The organism is Blastococcus sp. SYSU DS0753 (assembly GCF_054051175.1).
On record NZ_JBJHAT010000012.1, the window covers coordinates 15,403 to 34,064 of the forward strand.

The 18,662-nt window shown below is 74.4% G+C and carries 18 protein-coding genes; 3 read left to right on the forward strand and 15 right to left on the reverse strand.

Translation table 11 applies throughout. From position 1 onward, the window contains the following. Nucleotides 1–22: 22 nt before the first annotated feature. The 7 genes from pyrF to pyrR are packed head-to-tail and all read right to left on the reverse strand — an operon-like array spanning nucleotide 23 to nucleotide 9,541. Complete coding sequence (gene pyrF / locus ACI799_RS11220; protein WP_456599361.1) at nucleotides 23–862, reverse strand: orotidine-5'-phosphate decarboxylase; 840 nt, start codon at nucleotides 860–862, stop codon at nucleotides 23–25. Beyond that, on the reverse strand, nucleotides 859–2,229 hold the full coding sequence (locus tag ACI799_RS11225) for a dihydroorotate oxidase (protein ID WP_456613092.1): 1,371 nt from the start codon (nucleotides 2,227–2,229) through the stop codon (nucleotides 859–861). Before ACI799_RS11225 ends, pyrF begins: the two co-directional genes overlap by 4 nt. After that, nucleotides 2,226–5,555 carry a carbamoyl-phosphate synthase large subunit gene (gene carB, locus ACI799_RS11230; protein ID WP_456588667.1) on the reverse strand — a complete coding sequence of 1,110 codons (3,330 nt, stop codon included), beginning with the start codon at nucleotides 5,553–5,555 and terminating at the stop codon, nucleotides 2,226–2,228. Before carB ends, ACI799_RS11225 begins: the two co-directional genes overlap by 4 nt. After that, nucleotides 5,555–6,721 (reverse strand): glutamine-hydrolyzing carbamoyl-phosphate synthase small subunit, encoded by a 1,167-nt coding sequence (gene carA, locus ACI799_RS11235; RefSeq protein WP_456588666.1) that lies wholly within the window; start codon nucleotides 6,719–6,721, stop codon nucleotides 5,555–5,557. Before carA ends, carB begins: the two co-directional genes overlap by 1 nt. Then, entirely contained in the window at nucleotides 6,718–8,007 is a 1,290-nt protein-coding gene (locus tag ACI799_RS11240; RefSeq protein ID WP_456588665.1) for a dihydroorotase, read from the reverse strand. Before ACI799_RS11240 ends, carA begins: the two co-directional genes overlap by 4 nt. Then, entirely contained in the window at nucleotides 8,004–8,921 is a 918-nt protein-coding gene (locus ACI799_RS11245; protein ID WP_456588664.1) for an aspartate carbamoyltransferase catalytic subunit, read from the reverse strand. The genes ACI799_RS11240 and ACI799_RS11245 overlap by 4 nt, the downstream gene beginning before the upstream one ends. Beyond that, a complete protein-coding gene (pyrR, locus tag ACI799_RS11250) occupies nucleotides 8,918–9,541 on the reverse strand; it encodes a bifunctional pyr operon transcriptional regulator/uracil phosphoribosyltransferase PyrR (RefSeq protein ID WP_456588663.1) in 624 nt (207 codons plus the stop codon). Before pyrR ends, ACI799_RS11245 begins: the two co-directional genes overlap by 4 nt. A gap of 272 nt (nucleotides 9,542–9,813) precedes the next feature. Between pyrR and bldD the strand changes: the two genes are divergently transcribed. The 3 genes from bldD to ACI799_RS11265 all read left to right on the forward strand — a co-directional run bounded on the left by bldD (nucleotide 9,814) and on the right by ACI799_RS11265 (nucleotide 12,490). Continuing rightward, nucleotides 9,814–10,374: a transcriptional regulator BldD gene (gene bldD, locus ACI799_RS11255; protein WP_456588662.1), complete on the forward strand. Its 561-nt coding sequence runs from the start codon at nucleotides 9,814–9,816 to the stop codon at nucleotides 10,372–10,374. 170 nt (nucleotides 10,375–10,544) lie between these two features. Beyond that, nucleotides 10,545–11,462 (forward strand): ABC transporter ATP-binding protein, encoded by a 918-nt coding sequence (locus ACI799_RS11260; RefSeq protein WP_456613093.1) that lies wholly within the window; start codon nucleotides 10,545–10,547, stop codon nucleotides 11,460–11,462. Continuing rightward, on the forward strand, nucleotides 11,459–12,490 hold the full coding sequence (locus ACI799_RS11265; RefSeq protein ID WP_456588660.1) for a hypothetical protein: 1,032 nt from the start codon (nucleotides 11,459–11,461) through the stop codon (nucleotides 12,488–12,490). The genes ACI799_RS11260 and ACI799_RS11265 overlap by 4 nt, the downstream gene beginning before the upstream one ends. A gap of 117 nt (nucleotides 12,491–12,607) precedes the next feature. Here the strand turns inward: ACI799_RS11265 and nusB are convergent, their stop codons facing one another. The 8 genes from nusB to ACI799_RS11305 all read right to left on the reverse strand — a co-directional run bounded on the left by nusB (nucleotide 12,608) and on the right by ACI799_RS11305 (nucleotide 18,654). Then, the gene (gene nusB / locus ACI799_RS11270; RefSeq protein ID WP_456613094.1) at nucleotides 12,608–13,015 is read right to left on the reverse strand and encodes a transcription antitermination factor NusB; all 408 of its coding nucleotides are present in this window, start codon (nucleotides 13,013–13,015) and stop codon (nucleotides 12,608–12,610) included. Nucleotides 13,016–13,030: 15 nt separating this feature from the next. Then, complete coding sequence (gene efp / locus ACI799_RS11275) at nucleotides 13,031–13,591, reverse strand: elongation factor P (protein WP_456597742.1); 561 nt, start codon at nucleotides 13,589–13,591, stop codon at nucleotides 13,031–13,033. Further along, the gene (locus ACI799_RS11280; protein WP_456588657.1) at nucleotides 13,592–14,707 is read right to left on the reverse strand and encodes a M24 family metallopeptidase; all 1,116 of its coding nucleotides are present in this window, start codon (nucleotides 14,705–14,707) and stop codon (nucleotides 13,592–13,594) included. Then, nucleotides 14,704–15,138: a type II 3-dehydroquinate dehydratase gene (aroQ, locus tag ACI799_RS11285; protein WP_456588656.1), complete on the reverse strand. Its 435-nt coding sequence runs from the start codon at nucleotides 15,136–15,138 to the stop codon at nucleotides 14,704–14,706. Before aroQ ends, ACI799_RS11280 begins: the two co-directional genes overlap by 4 nt. Beyond that, the gene (aroB, locus tag ACI799_RS11290; RefSeq protein ID WP_456588655.1) at nucleotides 15,135–16,193 is read right to left on the reverse strand and encodes a 3-dehydroquinate synthase; all 1,059 of its coding nucleotides are present in this window, start codon (nucleotides 16,191–16,193) and stop codon (nucleotides 15,135–15,137) included. Before aroB ends, aroQ begins: the two co-directional genes overlap by 4 nt. Beyond that, nucleotides 16,190–16,723, reverse strand: coding sequence for a shikimate kinase (locus tag ACI799_RS11295; protein WP_456588654.1), 534 nt, complete (start codon nucleotides 16,721–16,723; stop codon nucleotides 16,190–16,192). The genes aroB and ACI799_RS11295 overlap by 4 nt, the downstream gene beginning before the upstream one ends. Continuing rightward, nucleotides 16,720–17,919, reverse strand: a complete 1,200-nt coding sequence (gene aroC, locus ACI799_RS11300) for a chorismate synthase (protein ID WP_456588653.1) — start codon at nucleotides 17,917–17,919, stop codon at nucleotides 16,720–16,722. The genes ACI799_RS11295 and aroC overlap by 4 nt, the downstream gene beginning before the upstream one ends. A gap of 72 nt (nucleotides 17,920–17,991) precedes the next feature. Then, a complete protein-coding gene (locus ACI799_RS11305; RefSeq protein WP_456588652.1) occupies nucleotides 17,992–18,654 on the reverse strand; it encodes a prepilin peptidase in 663 nt (220 codons plus the stop codon). Nucleotides 18,655–18,662: the final 8 nt, after the last annotated feature.

The following is an 18,662-nucleotide window of genomic DNA, read 5'->3' on the forward strand; positions in this document are numbered from 1 at the left end:
GAGGCCCACGGCCGCACCCGCCTCACGCGGCCAGCGCCTCTGTCCAGCGCTCCGCGGCGGCGCGCAGTGCGGCCGGGTCCGGACCGGCGCCGAGCACGTCGCGGGAGACCGTCGGCACGGCGGCGCGCCCGGCGCCGAAGAGCCGGCGCAGGTCGGCCGCTGTGCCCCCCTGGGCGCCGAGGCCGGGCGCCAGGATCGGCCCGCCGAGCCCGTCGAGGTCCACGTCGAGCTGCTCGAGCGTGGCGCCGACGACGACGCCGAAGGACCCCAGGGCCGGGCCGAATCCGCTGTCCGCCGTCCCGCCGGAGACGTTCCAGCCGCGGACGGTGTCGACGACGACCTGGGCGACCGACCGCTCCCCCACCACGGCGTGCTGCAGGGCGGCCGCGTCGGGGTTGGACGTGCGGGCGAGGACGAACAGCCCGCCGCCGGCGGCGCTCGCCGTGGCGACCGCGGGCGCCAGCGACTCCGGCCCGAGGTAGGGGCTGACGGTCATCGCGTCGACCTGCAGCGGGTGGCGGTCGCTCAGGTAGTCGGCGTAGGCGGCCATCGTCGAGCCGATGTCGCCGCGCTTGGCGTCGAGCAGCACCAGGGCGCCGGCAGCACGGCTGGCGGTGACCGCCTCCTCCAGCACCGCGATCCCCCGGGAGCCGAAGCGCTCGTAGAAGGCCAGCTGCGGCTTCAGCACGGACACCGTGCCGGCGAGCGCCTCGACCACCGCGTCGGTGAAGCGGCGGAGCCCGTCCAGCGAGTTCCCCACCCCCCAGTCGAGCAGCAGCTGCTCGTGCGGGTCGATGCCGACGCAGAGCGGGCCGCGCTCGGCGACGGCGGCCGACAGGCGCTGCCCGAAGGGGTCGGTCACGGGGCCTCCACGGCTCGGGGCAGGGTCTCGCCCAGGGCGGCGACGCACCGCTGGGCGAGGAACGGGTCGGCGAACGCGCCGGCCGCGGACTGCACCGCGTCGGCGCCGGCGGTGAAGATCGCCTCGAAGGACGCCGGGTCGGTGACCCCGCCCATGGCGAGGACGTCGAAGGGCACCCCGCCGGCCTCCCGCAGCGCGACGAGCCGCCGGGTGAAGTCCAGCGCGGAGTCGCGGACCGCGATGCCCGAGAGCCCGGCCAGCTCGCGGCCGGGGAAGGTGGGCCTGCCGTCCCTGCGGCGCACCCGGCTCTGCAGCGTGTTGATCCCGGCGATGCCGTCGACCAGCGGGGCGAGCCGCGGCACCAGGGCCGCGAGCCGGGCCTCGTCGAGCCAGGACAGCTTCGCCACCAGCCCGGTGCGGTCGTCCAGCGCCCGGCGCACCGCCTCCACCACGGCGACGGTCGCGTCGGGGTCCAGGCACAGCGGCGGCTTCACGCCGCTCCCGGAGGCCGACAGCGTGTTCGGGCACGACAGGTTCAGCTCGACGACCGACGCCCCGGCCTCCTGCGCCAGGCGTGCGGTCCGGGCGAAGTCCTCGACCAGGTCGAGCCCGTTCCCCTCCCCCATGACGCTCACCAGCAGCAGCTGCTCGTCGCCGACCGCGTCGACGGCGCGCGCCAGGTCGGGCATCCACTCCTCCGGCGCCGGGGAGGGGACGCCGAAGGAGTTGACGCTGCTGACCGCCGGCGAGCCCGGCGCGACCCAGTCCCAGGGGTCGGCGACCACGTCGGCGTCCGCTCCCGGCGGGAGGCCGGCGGTCTCCCGGGCGGCGAACACCCAGTTCGGCTGCTCGTTGGGCGGGTGGGCGCGGCCGCGGACGGTCTTGTAGGTCAGCACGTTCCAGCCGTTGGCCGCGTTGTGCCGCACCCACGCCTCGCTGCCGTTGAGCACGCAGGCGGGCACGCCGATCGGGAAGCCCACGGTGCGCCCCAGCAGCTGCCAGCGCCGGCCGCCTGCCGTCGGCCGCTCGGGCAGCCGCGGGCCGAGCGGCCGGTCGAGGTTCTCCCGGAAGGACCCGAGGACGTCGTACGCCGGCGTGGGCAGCCCGTGGGCGGCCAGCAGCTCGGGCTGCCGGGCGAAGAAGAGCACCCGGGTCAACAGCGGCAGGTCGTCCTCGCCGGCCGCCCCGGAGGCCAGCCGGGCGGCCAGGTCGGTGGCCGCGCCGGTCAGCGCGTCGAGCTCCGGCCGCGGGGGCCGCCCGAACCGGGTGACCCCCGCGGCGAACGCCGCCGGCAGCCCCTCCAGGAGGCCGCGCGCGACGAGGTCGTCGCGCAGCCCCTGGACCGCACCCGGCGACGGCGTCGTCACGCCCCCGTCCCGGCGAAGCTGCTCGGCCCGCCGTGCGTGCCGCCGGCCAGCGCCGCGTGCACCTCCTGCAGGCTGCGCACGCCGATGCCGCCCTGCCGCAGCGCCTCGATGCCCTGGACCGCGGCCGCCATGCCCTGCACCGTCGTGATGCACGGGATGCCGGCGCTCACCGCGGCCGTGCGGATCTCGTAGCCGTCCAGGCGGGGGCCGCTGTTGCCCGGCGCACCGAACGGCGTGTTGAACACCAGGTCGACGTCGCCGGCCTGGATGAGCTCCACGATGTTGCCCGGGCCCTCGCTGAACTTGCCGACCACCTCGGCGGCCACCCCGTGGCGGCGCAGCACCTGCGCCGTGCCGGTGGTGGCCAGCAGGCGGAAGCCCAGGTCGGCCAGCCGCTTGATCGGGAAGACCGCGGAGCGCTTGTCCCGGTTGGCCAGCGACACGAACACCGTGCCCTCGGTCGGCAGCGAGCCGTAGGCGGCGGCCTGCGACTTGGCGAACGCCGTTCCGAACTGCGCGTCCAGGCCCATGACCTCGCCGGTGGACTTCATCTCCGGGGACAGCACGGTGTCCACCCCGAACCCCTCGACGGTGCGGAAACGGTGGAAGGGCAGCACCGCCTCCTTGACTGCGATCGGCGCGTCGTCGGGCAGGTCGGTGCCGTCGCCGGTGGCCGGGAGCACGCCGGCGGCGCGCAGGTCGGCGATGGACTCGCCGACGGCGATCCGCGCGGCCGCCTTGGCCAGCTGCACCGCCGTCGCCTTGGAGACGAAGGGCACCGTGCGGCTGGCCCGCGGGTTGGCCTCGATGACGTAGAGGATGTCGTCCTTGATCGCGTACTGGACGTTCATCAGCCCGCGGACGCCGATCCGCTCGGCCAGCTTCCCTGTCGCCGCGCGGATCTTCAGCAGGTCCGCGGAGCCGAGGGTGATCGGCGGCAGGGCGCAGGCCGAGTCACCGGAGTGGATGCCGGCCTCCTCGATGTGCTCCATGACCCCGCCCAGGTAGAGGTCGGTGCCGTCGTAGAGCGCGTCGACGTCGATCTCGACCGCGTCCTCCAGGAACCGGTCGACCAGCACCGGGTGGTCGGCGCTGACCTCGGTGGCCTTGGCGATGTACGCCTCGAGCGTGGCGTCGTCGTACACGATCTCCATGCCGCGCCCGCCCAGCACGTAGGAGGGTCGCACCAGCACCGGGTACCCGATGCCGGAGGCGACCTCGTGCGCCTCGGCGAACGTCGTCGCCGTGCCGTGCTTCGGGGCGAGCAGGCCGGTGTCGGCCAGCACCCGGGAGAACGCCCCGCGGTGCTCGGCGTCGTCGATCGCCTCCGGCGACGTGCCCAGCACCGGCACCCCGGCGTCCTTGAGCCGCTGCGCCAGCCCCAGCGGGGTCTGCCCGCCGAGGGTGCAGATGACCCCGGCCACCGGGCCGGCCGCGCGCTCGGCCTCGACCACCTCGAGGACGTCCTCGAACGTCAGCGGCTCGAAGTACAGCCGGTCGGCGGTGTCGTAGTCGGTGGAGACGGTCTCCGGGTTGCAGTTGACCATCACCGCCTCGTAGCCGGCGTCCTGCAGCGCCATGACCGCGTGCACGCACGAGTAGTCGAACTCGATGCCCTGCCCGATCCGGTTGGGGCCCGAGCCGAGGATCAGCACCGCCGGCTTCTCCCGCGGCTGCACCTCGGTCTCCTCGTCGTAGGACGAGTAGTGGTACGGCGTGCGGGCGGCGAACTCCGCGGCGCAGGTGTCCACGGTCTTGTAGACCGGCCGCACGCCCAGCCGCCAGCGCAGCACCCGGACGCCGTCCTCGCCGGCGAGCTCCGGCCGCAGCGCGGCGATCTGCCGGTCGGAGAGGCCGTGCCGCTTGGCCCGCCGGAGCAGCTGCGGCGTCAGGGCCGGTGCGTCGCGGACCTCGGCCGCCACCTCCTGCACCAGCACGATCTGGTCGACGAACCACGGATCGAACCCGCTGGCCTCGGCGACCTGCTCGACCGTCGCACCGGCGGCCAGCGCCCGCTCCGCGGTGTAGAGCCGGCCGTCGACCGGGGTGCGCAGGACCTCCAGCAGCTCCTCGGCCGAACGGGGATCCGGCGTCCCCGTCCAGAAGCCGGCCACCTTCGTCTCGGTGGAGCGCATCGCCTTGCCCAGCGCCTCCGGGAAGTTCCGCCCCATCGCCATGACCTCGCCGACGCTCTTCATCGTCGTGGTCAGCCGGGGGTCGGCGCCGGGGAACTTCTCGAAGGCGAACCGCGGGATCTTCACCACGACGTAGTCCAGCGTCGGCTCGAACGCCGCCGGGGTGACGCCGGTGATGTCGTTGGTGATCTCGTCGAGCGTGTAGCCGATGGCGAGCTTCGCCGCGATCTTCGCGATCGGGAAGCCGGTCGCCTTGGACGCCAGCGCGCTGGAGCGGGAGACCCGCGGATTCATCTCGATGACGACCATCCGGCCGTCGGCCGGGTTGACGGCGAACTGGATGTTGCAGCCGCCGGTGTCGACGCCGACCTCGCGCAGCACCGCGATGCCGACGTCGCGCATCCGTTGGTACTCGACGTCGGTGAGGGTCATCGCCGGGGCGACGGTCACCGAGTCGCCGGTGTGCACGCCCATCGCGTCGATGTTCTCGATCGAGCAGATGACGACCACGTTGTCGCTGCGGTCGCGCATCAGCTCCAGCTCGTACTCCTTCCAGCCCAGCACCGACTCCTCGATCAGCACCGTGTGCACCGGGGAGTCGGCCAGCCCGTGGGCGGCCATGCGGCGCAGCATCGGCTCGTCGGTGGCGAAGCCCGAGCCGAGGCCGCCCATGGTGAAGCTCGGCCGGATGACGACCGGGTAGCCGACCTCCTCGGCGGTCTCCAGCGCCTCCTCGACGGTGCCGCAGACCCGCGACCGCGGGGCGTCGGCGCCGATCGAGCGGACGATGTCCTTGAACAGCTGCCGGTCCTCACCGCGGTTGATCGCGGCGACGTCGGCCCCGATGAGCCGGACGCCGTACTTCTCCAGCACGCCGTTCTCGTACAGGCCGATGGCGATGTTGAGCGCGGTCTGGCCGCCGAGGGTGGCCAGGAGCGCGTCGGGCCGCTCCTTGGCGATGACCTTCTCGACGAACTCCGGCGTCAGCGGCTCGATGTAGGTGGCGTCGGCGATCTCCGGGTCGGTCATGATCGTCGCCGGGTTGCTGTTCACCAGGCTGACCCGCAGCCCCTCGGCCCGGAGCACCCGACAGGCCTGGGTGCCGGAGTAGTCGAACTCCGCGGCCTGCCCGATCAGGATCGGCCCCGAGCCGATCACCAGCACGTGCTCGATGTCGGTGCGCTTGGGCATCAGTTCTTCTCCCCCGTGCTGGACTGGACCTGCGGTGCCGGCCCGCCGGCGCGGGCCTCGCCGTCGCGGGCGGACTGCATGAGGTCGACGAAGCGCTGGAACAGGGGTGCGGCGTCGTGCGGGCCGGCCGCCGACTCCGGGTGGAACTGCACGCTGAAGGCCGGCGTCTCGAGCAGCCGCAGGCCCTCGACGACGTCGTCGTTGAGGCCCACGTGGCTGACCTCGACCTGCCCGTAGGGGGTGTCGGTGGGCCGGTCCAGCGGGGCGTCCACGGCGAACCCGTGGTTGTGGCTGGTCACCCGGACGGTCCCGCTGACCCGGTCGAGCACCGGCTGGTTGAGCCCGCGGTGCCCGAAGCGCAGCTTGTAGGTGCCCAGGCCCAGCGCGCGGCCGAGGATCTGGTTGCCGAAGCAGATCCCGAACAGCGGCCGGCGGGCGTCGAGCACCCCGCGCACCGCTTCCACGGCGTAGTCGGCGGCGGCCGGGTCGCCGGGGCCGTTGGAGAGGAACACCCCGTCCGGGCCGGCCGCGAGCAGCTCCTCGGCGGTCGCCGTCGAGGGCAGTACGTGGGTCTCGACGCCGAGCGCCGCCAGGTGCCGCGGGGTCGCCGTCTTGATTCCCAGGTCGAGCGCGGCGATGGTGAACCGCTTCTCCCCCACCGCCGGGACGACGTAGGGCTCGCCGGTGCTCACCGTCGGTGCGAGGTCGGCGCCGGTCATGCCCTCGGCCGCGGTGACGCGGGCCAGCAGCTCCTCGGCGGTCAGCTCGGTGCTGATGCCGGCGCGCATCGCGCCGCGCTCGCGCAGGTGGCGGGTGAGCGCGCGGGTGTCGATCCCGCTGATGCCCACGACCCCCTGCGCGACCAGCTCGTCGTCGAGGGTGCCGGTGGCCCGCCAGTTGGCCGGGCGGCGGGCGGGGTCGCGCACGACGAAGCCGGCCACCCACATGCGGCTGCTCTCGTCGTCCTCGCCGTTGACCCCGGTGTTGCCGATGTGCGGGGCGGTCATTGCGACGATCTGGCCCGCGTAGCTGGGGTCGGTCAGCGTCTCCTGGTAGCCGGTCATGCCGGTGGCGAACACCGCCTCGCCGACCGTCGTCCCCGTCGCTCCGTAGGCCTCGCCCCGGAACGTGCGCCCGTCCTCGAGCACGAGGAGCGCTTCTGTCACTTGACTGCCTTTCCGTCCAGAACGGTCGGCGTCCCCCGCAGGAACGTCGCGACCACCCGGCCGGGGAGTTCCCGGCCGGCATAGGGGCTGTTGCGGCTGCGGCTGGCCAGCGCCGCGGGGTCGACCACCGCGCGGGCGGCCGGGTCGACGAGCACCAGGTTGGCCGGCTCGCCGGGGGCGATCGGCCGGCCGTGCTCACCGAGGCGGCCGATGGCGGCGGGCCGGACCGACATGCGGTCGGCGACGCCGGCCCAGTCCAGGCGACCGGGCTCGACCATCGTCTCGATCACCACCGAGAGCGCCTGCTCCAGCCCGAGCATGCCGGGCCGGGCCTGCGCCCACTCGCTCTCCTTGTCCTCCACCGCGTGCGGGGCGTGGTCGGTGCCGACGGCGTCGATGGTGCCGTCGGCCAGGCCCGCCCGGAGTGCCTCGACGTCGGCGTCGGTGCGCAGTGGCGGGTTGACCTTGAAGACCGGGTCGTAGGACTCGGCGCAGGCGTCGGTGAGCAGCAGGTGGTGCGGCGTGACCTCGGCGGTCACCTGCACGCCGCGGGACTTCGCCCAGCGCAGGATCTCCACCGACCCGGCGGTCGAGACGTGGCAGACGTGCAGCCGCGCGCCGACGTGCTCGGCCAGCAGCACGTCGCGGGCGATGATCGCCTCCTCCGCGGCGGCCGGCCAGCCGGTCAGGCCGAGCCGGGCCGAGCGGTCGCCCTCGTGCATCTGCGCGCCGGCGGTCAGCCGCGGCTCCTCCGCGTGCTGGGCGACCACACCGTCGAACGCCTTCACGTACTCCAGCGCCCGCCGCATGAGCGCCGGGTCGGCGACGCAGTGCCCGTCGTCGGAGAACACCCGCACCCGGGCGGCGGAGTCGGCCATCGCGCCGAGCTCGGCCAGCCGCTCCCCCGCCAGCCCGACCGTGACGGCGCCGACCGGGACGACGTCCACGAGCCCGGCCTCCTGCCCCAGCCGCCACACCTGCTCGACGACGCCGGCGGTGTCGGCGACCGGATCGGTGTTGGCCATCGCGTGCACTGCGGTGAACCCGCCGAGCGCCGCGGCGCGGCTGCCGGTCTCCACGGTCTCGGCGTCCTCCCGGCCGGGCTCGCGCAGGTGGGTGTGCAGGTCGACCAGGCCGGGCAGCGCGATCAGACCGGCGGCCTCGACCACCTCGGCGCCGGGGACGTCGAGCGACGCGCCGACCGCGGCGATCCGGCCGTCGGTCACCAGGATGTCGGCAGGGTCGCCGCCCAGCGGCCTGGCCCCCGTGATCAGGTAGGTGCTCACGTGTTCCCTCCGAGCAGCAGGTAGAGCACGGCCATGCGGGTGGAGACCCCGTTGGCGACCTGCTCGACGATCGTGGAGCGGACGGAGTCGGCCACCTCGGCGGCGATCTCCATGCCGCGGTTCATCGGGCCGGGGTGCATGACGATCGCCTCGTCGGGCAGCGCGGCCATCCGCGGCGCGTCGAGGCCGTAGCGGCGGCTGTACTCGCGGGCGCTGGGGAAGAACGAGGCGTTCATCCGCTCGGCCTGGACCCGCAGCATCATCACCACGTCGCTCTTGGGGAGCACGGCGTCGAGGTCGTAGCCCACCTCCGCCGGCCAGCTGCCCACGCCCACCGGCAGCAGCGTCGGCGGCGCGACCAGCGTGACCTGCGCTCCCAGCGTGTGCAGCAGCCCCACGTTGGAGCGGGCCACCCGGCTGTGCAGGACGTCGCCGACGATCGTCACGCGGACGCCGTCGAGCCGCCCCAGCCGCTGCCGGATCGTGTAGGCGTCCAGCAGCGCCTGGGTGGGGTGCTCGTGGGTGCCGTCGCCGGCGTTGACCACGCTGCCGCGCACCCAGTTCGCCAGCCGGTGCGGCGCACCGGAGGCCGAGTGCCGGACGACGACGGCGTCGGCGCCCATTGCCTCCAGGGTGAGCGCGGTGTCCTTGAGGCTCTCCCCCTTGGAGACGCTGCTGCCCTTGGCCGAGAAGTTGATGACGTCGGCGGAGAGGCGCTTGGCGGCGAGCTCGAAGCTGATCCGGGTCCGGGTGGAGTCCTCGTAGAAGAGGTTGACCACCGTGCGCCCGCGCAGCGTCGGGAGCTTCTTCACCTCGCGGCCGGCCAGGGCCGCGTCGATCTGGGCCGCGGTGTCCAGCACCAGCGTCGCGTCGTCCCGGTCGAGGTCCGCGGCCTCCAGCAGGTGCCGCTTCACGCGCCCTCCCCCTCGGTCAGCAGGACCTCGTCGATGCCGTCGACCTCCTGCAGGTGCACCTTGACCTGCTGGCTGCGTGCGGTCGGCACGTTCTTGCCGACGAAGTCGGCCCGGATCGGCAGCTCGCGGTGCCCGCGGTCGACCAGCACCGCCAGCTGGACGCCGCGCGGGCGGCCCAGGTCGCGCAGCGCGTCGAGCGCCGCCCGGACCGAGCGCCCGGAGAAGAGCACGTCGTCGACGAGGACGACGAGCCGGCCGTCGATGCCGGCGTCCGGGAGCACGGTGGGCTCGAGGGCCCGGACGCCGCGCAGCCGCAGGTCGTCGCGGTACAGGGTGATGTCGGCGGTGCCGACGTCCACCGCGGTGCCGGTGAACGCCTCGATGCGCGCGGCGAGGCGGCGGGCGAGCGGGGCCCCGCGGGTCGGGATGCCGACGAGGACCAGGTCGGAGAGCCCGCCGTCGGCGTGGTCGGCGCCGTCGTCGGCCCGGAGGCTCGCCGCCCGCTCGATGAGCTGGTGGGCCATGCGGTCGACGACGCGGGCGACGTCGGCGGAGGAGAGCAGGGTGCCGGGGGCGCTGCCGGGAGACGGGCTGCGGGCAGGCTCGGGTGAGCGGGCCATGAGGCCTCCTTCCCCGCCTCACTGGACGGGTCGTTAAAGGAGTGGTCGGACCGCGGTCGACGGTACTGCACGTCCGCTCGCGTCCCGCCGGCGCCCGGCCCGGTGCCCGGCCCTGCGCCCGGGGTGGTCGCCCGGCGCGGCGCCCGGGGCAGCGCCTGCCCCGGCACCAACCTGCGCTTTCGCGTCCACCCGCCTGTTGTGATCCCCGCTTCGCACGTACGCTGCGTGACGAACAACCTCGATCCGAGACGACGGACAGTGAGCAGACAGCGATGAGCACCGACTACTCACGGGCCCTCGGCGCCCGGCTTCGCGCGATCCGCAACCAGCAGGGCCTCTCCCTGCAGGGTGTGGAGGACAAGTCGCACGGCCGCTGGAAGGCGGTCGTGGTCGGCTCCTACGAGCGCGGGGACCGCGCCGTGACCGTGCAGCGCCTCTCCGAGCTCGCCGTCTTCTACGGCGTCCCGGTCTCCGAGCTGCTGCCCGACCCGCGGCCCAGCTCCGCGGTCACCTCGACGAACAAGATCGTCCTGAACCTGGAGTCGCTGGGCTCCCTGCCCGCGGACGAGGCCGGCCCGCTGGCCCGCTACGCCTCGACCATCCAGGCCCAGCGGCACGACTACAACGGCAAGGTCCTCTCGATCCGCGCCGAGGACCTGAAGTCGCTGGCCATCATCTACGACATGAGCCCCGACGAGCTCACCTCCCGGCTCATCGAGTGGGGGGTGCTCTCCCCCGGCATGGAGGGCATCGTCAGCTCCGGTGGCGACGACGACCTCGAGGAGGACGTCGACGAGTCCGCCTGGGGCGACCGCCGGCGCGCACCCCGCTGACGACCGGCTCCACCCAGCGAGTCACGAAGGCCCCCGCCGATCGGCGGGGGCCCTCGTCGTTTACGGCCCGGCCCGGTCTCGACACGCAGGTCGGGACACTGTTCCCGCAGCACCACGTGTGCCACTGTGCTGCCAGCCGGGTGCCCGGCCCGGACGAGCAGGGAGGCCGCATGCCGGCGGTGCAGATGGCGGGGGTCACCAAGACCTACCGCGGGAAGGGCGGGCAGCCGCACAAGGCGCTCGACGGGCTGGACATGACCGTCGACACCGGCGGCGTCCACGGCCTGCTCGGCCCGAACGGCTCGGGCAAGACGACGTCGATCCGGGCGCTGCTCGGGCTGGTGCGCGTCGACGCCGGTAACATGCAACTGCTCGACCGCCCGGTGCCCGCCGGCCTGTCCGGCGTGATCGGCGACGTCGGCGCCCTGGTCGAGACACCGCTGTTCTTCCCCGGCTTCTCCGGCCGGCGCAACCTGCGCCTGCTGGCCGAGACCGCCGGCGTCGCGCGGGCCCGCGTCGAGGAGTGCCTGGAGCTGGTCGACCTGCGCGACCGGGCCGACGACCGGTTCAAGGGCTACTCACTCGGCATGAAGCAGCGCCTCGGCATCGCCGCCGCGCTGCTCAAGGCGCCCCGGCTGCTGATCCTCGACGAGCCGAGCAACGGGCTGGACCCCGCCGGCATCCGCGACGTCCGCGAGCTGATCCGACGCCTGGGGTCCGACGGCCGGACGACGGTGCTCGTCTCCTCCCACCTGCTCGCCGAGATCCAGCAGGTGTGCGACTCCGTGACGATCCTGGCCCGCGGCCGGCGGGTGGCCTCCGGACCGGTCGCCTCGGTGCTCTCCCAGGCCGGCACGGGCGACGTCCGCGTGGCGGTCCCCGACCCGGCGGCCGCGGCCGCGGTGCTCGGCGCCGCCGGGTTCAGCCTCTCTCCCGCGCCCGACGGCCAGGTGCTGGTGCACGGCGCGCCCGCCACCGGCGAGATCACCCGCGTGCTCGCCGAGCACGGCCACTACGTCGAGGAGCTGGTCCGCGTGACCCCCGACCTGGAGAGCGCGTTCCTCGCCATCACCGGGGGCCAGGCATGAGCGCGGTGACCGAGCAGCCGACTGCCTCGCCCGAGCCGACGTCGGCCCGGCGGGGCGGCAGCCTGTTCCGGGCTGAGCTGCACCGGTTCACCGCCCGCCGGTTCATCCAGGTCCTGCTGGGGCTGGCCGTCCTCGGCTGGCTGGCTGCGATCGTCATCGGGTTGCTCCAGTTCGGCGAGCCGACCGACGCCGACTACGCCGCCGCCCGCGAGCGCATGGACGAGATCATCGCCAGCGAGGAGGCCTGGCGCGCGGACTGCGCGATCGAGGCCGAGAACGTCGGCGAGCCGGTCGACCAGTTCTGCGGCCCACCGCTGGATGCCTCCGCCTGGCGCGTCGAGGACTTCCTCGACAAGGCCCCCTTCGACCTCGGCGCGCTCGGGGAGCCCGGCGCGATCGGCTTCGCGGCCGCCGCCGCGGTGCTCGCCTTCCTCGTGGGCGCCACCTGGATCGGCGCGGAGTGGTCCACCCGGACCATCGTGGCGCTGCTGTTCTGGGTGCCGAACCGGCTGCGGGTCATCGGCACGAAGATCGGCGTCCTGGTCCTGGCCGCGCTGGTCATCGGCGTGGCGGCCCAGGTTGCCTGGCTGGTCATGGCCTGGGTCCTGCGGACCTTCGTGGGCACCGACCAGGCTCTGCCGGAAGGGTTCTGGGGAGAGCTGCTGGCCGCGCAGGGGCGCGGGGTCGTGCTCGGCGTCCTCGTCGCGCTGATCGGCTTCGGGCTGGCCAACCTGGTGCGCAACACCGGGGCGGCGCTCGGCATCGGGTTCGTCTACTTCGCGATCGTCGAGACCGCGCTGCGGATCTACGACCCCATGCTCGAGCGCTGGCTGCTGTCGACCAACGCGGTCGCCCTCGTCGTCCCCGGCGGCGTCCCGGTCGTCGACTACAGCGTCATGAGCACCGGGCCCGAGGGACCGCCGACCTACCTGGTCACGAACCTGCAGGGCGGCCTGGTCGTCGGCGCGTTCGCCACGGTGATCCTCGGCGCCGGCATCTGGCTCTTCGCCCGCCGCGACCTGCAATGACATCGTCGTCCTCCGGACGACACCGCGGCCAATGGCCGTTCCCGACCGGCGACGAGCGTGTCCGCACGCTCCTCGCCGGACCCTCCGGGCCCACCTCGTCGGTGCCGTGCGCCCTCGCTAGGCCGTGGGGACCTCGGCGGCGAGGATGGCGCCGAGGACGCCGTTCACGTACTTCGGCGACTCGTCGGTGGAGAGCGCCTTGGCCAGCTCCACCGCCTCGTCGATGACGACGGCGTCGGGCACGTCGTCGACCCAGAGCAGCTCGAAGGTGGCCATCCGCAGGATCGCGCGGTCGACGTCGGGCAGCCGCTCCAGCGACCAGCCGGAGGTGTGCGCCTCGATCAGCGCGTCGATGCGCGCGCCCTGCTCATCGACGCCCTCGACCAGCCGGATGGTGTGCTCCGGGACCGGCGGGTTGCCGTCAGCGACCCGCTCCCGGAGCAGCTCCAACCGGTCCCGCCCCCGGACGTCGGCCTCGTACAGGACGTCCACGGCGCGCTTGCGGGCCTTGGACCGTGCAGCCACGCGTCTGGCCCGCGCTCAGTTGACGCGGCCGAGGTACCGGCCGTCGCGGGTGTCGACCTTCAGCTTCTCGCCGGTCGTGATGAACAACGGCACCTGGATCTGCGCGCCGGTCTCCAACGTGGCGGGCTTGGTGCCGCCGGTGGAGCGGTCGCCCTGCAGCCCCGGGTCGGTGTGCTCGACGACGAGCTCCATGGTGACGGGGAGCTCGACGTACAGCGGGGTGCCGTCGTGCACCGCCACGATGACCTCGGTGTTCTCGAGCAGGTAGTCCGCGCCCCCGCCGACCGTCTCCGCCGGCACGTAGATCTGGTCGAACGTGTCGCCGTCCATGAAGACGAAGTCGGTGCCGTCCTTGTACAGGTACGTCATCGACCGCTTGTCCACGTTGGCCGTCTCGACCTTGGTGCCGGCGTTGAAGGTCTTGTCCACGACCTTGCCCGACAGCACGTTCTTCAGCGTCGTGCGCACGAAGGCCCCGCCCTTGCCGGGCTTGACGTGCTGGAAGTCGGTGACGGTCCAGAGCTGGCCGTCCAGGTTGAGGACGATGCCGTTCTTCAGGTCGTTGGTGGTAGCCATCTAGAGGACCAGCAGTTCCTTGCTCGTGAGGGTCAACAACTCGGGCGCGTCGTCGGTGACGATCAGGGTGTCCTCGATCCGGACACCGCCGTGGCCGGGCAGGTACACGCCTGGCTCCACGGTGACGGCCATACCGGCGGCAAGCCTACCCGCGCCCTGAGGGCCGATGCCGGGCGCCTCGTGGATCTCCAGCCCCACCCCGTGGCCGAGGCCGTGGGTGAAGTGCTCCCCGTGGCCCGCGGCGACGATCACGTCGCGGGCGGCGGCGTCCACCGCGACGACGTCGGCGCCCACCGCCAGCGCGGCCCGGCCGGCGGCCTGGGCGGCGGCAACGAGCTCGTAGATCTCCCGCTGCCAGTCGGCCGCGTGGCCCAGCACCAGGGTGCGGGTCATGTCGGAGTGGTAGCCGTCCACGGTGGCGCCGAAGTCGAGCTTGAGGAAGTCGCCCTCACGCAGGACGGTCGAGTCCGGGCGGTGGTGCGGGATCGCCGAGTTGGCGCCGGTGGCGACGATCGTCTCGAACGACGGCGCCTCGGCGCCGAGCGCCAGCATGCGCGCGTCGAGCTCGCGGCCGACCTCCAGCTCGGTGCGCCCCGGCCGCAGCGACCCCTCGGCGGCGAGCTCGGCCAGCGCCTGGTCGGCGACGGCGCACGCGCGGCGCAGGTACTCGACCTCGGTGTCGTCCTTGATCGCCCGCTGCCCCTCTACCGCCCGCCGCACGGAGGCCAGCTCCGGGACCGTGCCACCCGCGGCGGCGTCCGCCAGCACCCGCTCCAGGCCGTGCAGCCCGTCGACGGTGAGGTCGTGGGACTCGTAACCGATCCGCCCCGCGCCGCGCCGCACCGCCTCCCGGGCCAGGGCCGGCACCGTGGCCCGGTCGACGAGCAGCTCGACGTCGGGCACCTGCGCGCCGGCCTGGGTGGTGTAGCGCCCGTCCGTGCCGAACACGTCCCCGCCGTCCACCCGCAGCAGCAGGGCGCCGTTGGAGCCGGTGAAGCCGGTCAGGTACCGGACGTTGAGCAGGTTGGTGACCAGCACCGCGTCCAGGCCGCGCCCGGCCGCGGCGGTCCGCAGCGCGTCACGCCGGGCGGCCTCCCGCGCGGTGTCCCGGCTCACGACACGCCTCGCAGGGTCATCCACTGCAGCGCCAGCACGTAGCCGTGCACGCCGAGCCCGGCGATCACCCCGTCGGCGACCCGGGAGACGTAGGAGTGCTGGCGGAACTCCTCGCGGCGGTGGATGTTGCTGATGTGCACCTCGATCACCGGTGCGCCCACCGCGGCCAGCGCGTCGTGCAGCACCACCGAGGTGTGCGTCCAGCCGCCGGGGTTCACCACGATGGGGTCACCGGCGTCGGTCGCCTCGTGGATCCAGCGCAGCAGCTGGCCCTCGTCGTCGGTCTGGCGCACCAGCACGTCGACGCCGAGCTCCCGCGCCGCGGTCTCCACCAGCTCGACCAGCTGCGCGTAGGTCGTCGTGCCGTACACCTCGGGCTCGCGCGTGCCGAGCCGGCCGAGGTTGGCGCCGTTGAGCACCTGGATGGTCATGGCGTCTCCGATACTGCGGCCCACGCCGCATCGAGCCAGGCCTGCTGCGGGTCGGTCAGGATCCTGGGATGGCCGAGCCCGTCGAGGACGACGAACCGCAGCGACGCGCCTCGCGCCTTCTTGTCCACCCGCATCACCTGCTGCAGGCGCGCCCAGTCCCCGGCGTAACTGGTCGGCAGCCCCATCGCCGCGATCAGCGTGCGGTGCCGCGCGACCTCCGCCGGGGTCAGGAGGCCCGCCTGCCCGGCCAGCTCGGCGGCGAAGACGAGGCCGACGGCGACGGCCTCGCCGTGCCGCCAGCCGAAGTCCTCGACCCGCTCGATCGCGTGGCCGAGGGTGTGGCCGTAGTTGAGGAACTCGCGCACCCCGGTGTCGAGCAGGTCCTCCCCCACCGCCGCGGCCTTCACCCGCACCGCACGCTCGATGAGCTCCTCGGTGTCCCGGCGGCCGGTCGGATCGGCGTCCAGCAGCTCGAGGATGCGGCCGTCGGCGATGAACCCGCACTTGACCACCTCGGCCAGCCCGGCGCGGAACTCCGCCTCGGGCAACCCGGCCAGGAGGTCGGTGTCGGCCAGCACGGCGGCCGGCGGGTGGAAGGCGCCGACGAGGTTCTTCCCGGCGGCGGTGTTGATGCCCGTCTTGCCGCCCACGGCCGCGTCGACCATGCCGAGCAGGCTGGTGGGCACCTGCACGACGCGGATGCCGCGGGTCCACGTGGCGGCCAGGAAACCGGCCAGGTCGGTGACCGCGCCCCCACCCACCCCGACGACGGCGTCGGAGCGGGTCAGCCCGAGCCGGCCGAACTCCTCCCACACCTCGGCGGCGACCTGCGCGGTCTTCGCGGCCTCGCCGTCGGGGACGACGACCGCCTCGGCGGCCACACCGGCGGTCTGCAGCGTCTCGACCGCGGCGCCGGCCGCTGCGGCCAGCGGTGGCGCGTGGACGACGGCGACCTTCGCCGTGCCGGCCAGCACGAGCGCCAGCTCGGTCTGGGCGCCGGCACCGATGACGACCTCGTAGGGCTGCTCCCCCGCGACCGCGACGCGACGGCTCACCGGGCCTCCTCCGGGGTCAGGACGGCGAGCACCTCGGCGACGACCTCCTCCGGCGACCGCCCCGCGGTGGCGACCCGGTGCGTGGCCACCTCCGTGTAGAGCGGCGCACGCTGTTCGAGCATGGTGCGCAGCATGGCGCGCGGGTTGACCGCGAGCAGCGGCCGGTCCCGGGAGAGCCCCACGCGCCGCGCGGCGGAGGCGACGTCGACGTCGAGCCAGACCACGGCCCCGCCGGCGCTGCCGTGGGTGACCAGCAGCTCGCGGGTGGCGGCGCTGGTCACCGCCCCGCCGCCGAGCGCCAGCACCCCGGTGTGGTCGGCGAGCGCCCGCGCGACCGCCTGCTCCTCCAGCGCGCGGAAGTGCGGTTCACCGTGCTGGACGAACAGGTCGGCGACGGTCGACCCGGTCGCCTCCTCGACGTCGCGGTCGGTGTCCCGGAACGCCAGCCCCCGCGCATCGGCGACGGCCGTGCCGACCGTCGTCTTCCCCGACGCGGGCGGGCCGACGAGGACCAGGGCCGGCCCGCTCACCGGTACGGCAGGGAGTCGAGGTAGGCCCGCGCGTTGCGCCGGGTCTCGGCCACCGAGTCCCCGCCGAACTTCTCCAGCGCCGCGTCGGCCAGCACCAGCGCCACCATCGCCTCCATCACCACGCTGCCGCGGGGCACCGCGCAGGCGTCGCTGCGCTGGTTGATCGCGACCGCGGCCTCCCCGGTGGCGACGTCGACGGTCTGCAGCGCGCGCGGCACGGTGCTGATCGGCTTCATCGCGGCGCGCACGCGCAGCACCTCGCCGTTGGTCATCCCGCCCTCGATGCCACCGGCCCGGTCGGTGAGCCGCTGCACCCGCTGCACGCCGGCGCCGGCGTCCGCGTCGGCGAGCACGATCTCGTCGTGGGCGACCGAGCCGCGGCGGCGGGCGGTCTCCAGCCCGTCGCCGACCTCGACGGCCTTGACCGACTGCACGCCCATCAGCGCCGCGGCCAGCCGGGCGTCCAGGCGGCGGTCCCAGTGCACGTGGCTGCCCAGGCCCGGCGGGAGCCCGTGGACGACGACCTCGATGACCCCGCCGAGGGTGTCACCGTTCTTCCGGGCGTCGTCGATCTCGGCGGTCATGCGTGCGCTGGTGCCCGGGTCGGCGCAGCGCACCGGGTCCTCGTCGAGACGCGGGTTGTCGTCGGGCCCGGGCACGATGCCGTCGGGCGCGACGACCGGGCCGATGCCGACGACGTGGCTGACCACCGAGACGCCGAGCGCCTGGCGCAGGAACGCCTGGGCGATCGCGCCGAGCGCCACCCGGGCGGCCGTCTCGCGGGCGCTGGCGCGCTCCAGCACCGGGCGGGCGTCGTCGAAGCCGTACTTCTGCATGCCGGCGAGGTCGGCGTGACCGGGGCGGGGCCGGGTGAGCGGCGCGTTGCGCGCCTGGCCGGCGAGGATCTCGGGGTCGACCGGGTCGGCGGACATGACCGTCTGCCACTTGGGCCACTCGGTGTTGCCCACCTGCACCGCGATCGGGCCGCCCTGGGTGCGGCCGTGGCGCACCCCGCCGGTGAGGGTGACGACGTCCTGCTCGAAGGACATGCGGGCGCCCCGCCCGTGCCCGAGCCGGCGGCGGGCGAGCTGCAGGTCGAGGTCGGCGGTCGCCACCTCGACCCCGGCCGGGAGCCCCTCGAGGATGGCGGTGAGCTGCTGGCCGTGCGACTCACCGGCGGTCAGCCAGCGCAACATGCCGGCAATTCTAGAAGGACCACCCTTCCCCCCTTCCCTCGCGGGCTCGGGCGGGCCCCGGAAGGGTGGCCGTCAGGGGGCTGGGACGCCGCCGACCGCCAGCGCCAGGACGGCACCGACCAGCAGCGGCGGGCCGAACGGCACGGTGCTGCGCCACCCCGCCCGCCCGGTGGCCACCAGGACCACCGACACCGCGGCGCCGGTGACCAGGCCGAGGAACAGCCCGGCGAGCAGCACCCCCCAGCCGGACCACCCGAGCACCAGCCCCAGCAGGCCGAGCAGCTTGACGTCACCGAGACCGAGGGCGGCCGGGGCGGCCAGCCGTGCCGCACCGGAGACGGCCAGCGCGGCGGCCCCCGCCGCGACGCCCCGGACCAGCGCCCCCCACGTGCCGAGGACGGCGGCGTCGACGAGCAGGGCCACGCCGCAGACGACGGCCGCCGGGAGGAGGACGCGGTCGGGCAGCCGGTGGGCGGCGAGGTCGACGCCGGCCAGCACCACCGCCGCGCCCGCGGCCCACACCAGCGCGGCGGTGGCCGGGCGGCCGCCCCCGAGCAGGACGGCGGCGGTGAGCAGGCCCGCGGTCAGCGCAGCGGTCAGCGCCGTGCGGGAGCCGGACGGCGCCGCCGCATCGTCGCGGGTGGCCAGCCGGACGGTGCTGCGCGCCAGCGCCGGCCCGACGAGGAGCCCGGCCAGCACGGCGACCCCGGCGAGGACGGGGCGGGAGACGTCCACGGCGGGGA

Excerpts from the sequence above, each read along its gene's own strand:
- carB (WP_456588667.1), bottom strand. The coding sequence starts at position 5,555 with ATGCCCAAGCGCACCGACATCGAGCACGTGCTGGTGATCGGCTCGGGG.
- pyrR (WP_456588663.1), bottom strand. The coding sequence starts at position 9,541 with ATGGCCCGCTCACCCGAGCCTGCCCGCAGCCCGTCTCCCGGCAGCGCC.
- bldD (WP_456588662.1), top strand. The coding sequence starts at position 9,814 with ATGAGCACCGACTACTCACGGGCCCTCGGCGCCCGGCTTCGCGCGATC.
- ACI799_RS11260 (WP_456613093.1), top strand. The coding sequence starts at position 10,545 with ATGCCGGCGGTGCAGATGGCGGGGGTCACCAAGACCTACCGCGGGAAG.
- ACI799_RS11265 (WP_456588660.1), top strand. The coding sequence starts at position 11,459 with ATGAGCGCGGTGACCGAGCAGCCGACTGCCTCGCCCGAGCCGACGTCG.
- efp (WP_456597742.1), bottom strand. The coding sequence starts at position 13,591 with ATGGCTACCACCAACGACCTGAAGAACGGCATCGTCCTCAACCTGGAC.
- aroQ (WP_456588656.1), bottom strand. The coding sequence starts at position 15,138 with ATGACCATCCAGGTGCTCAACGGCGCCAACCTCGGCCGGCTCGGCACG.
- aroC (WP_456588653.1), bottom strand. The coding sequence starts at position 17,919 with ATGTTGCGCTGGCTGACCGCCGGTGAGTCGCACGGCCAGCAGCTCACC.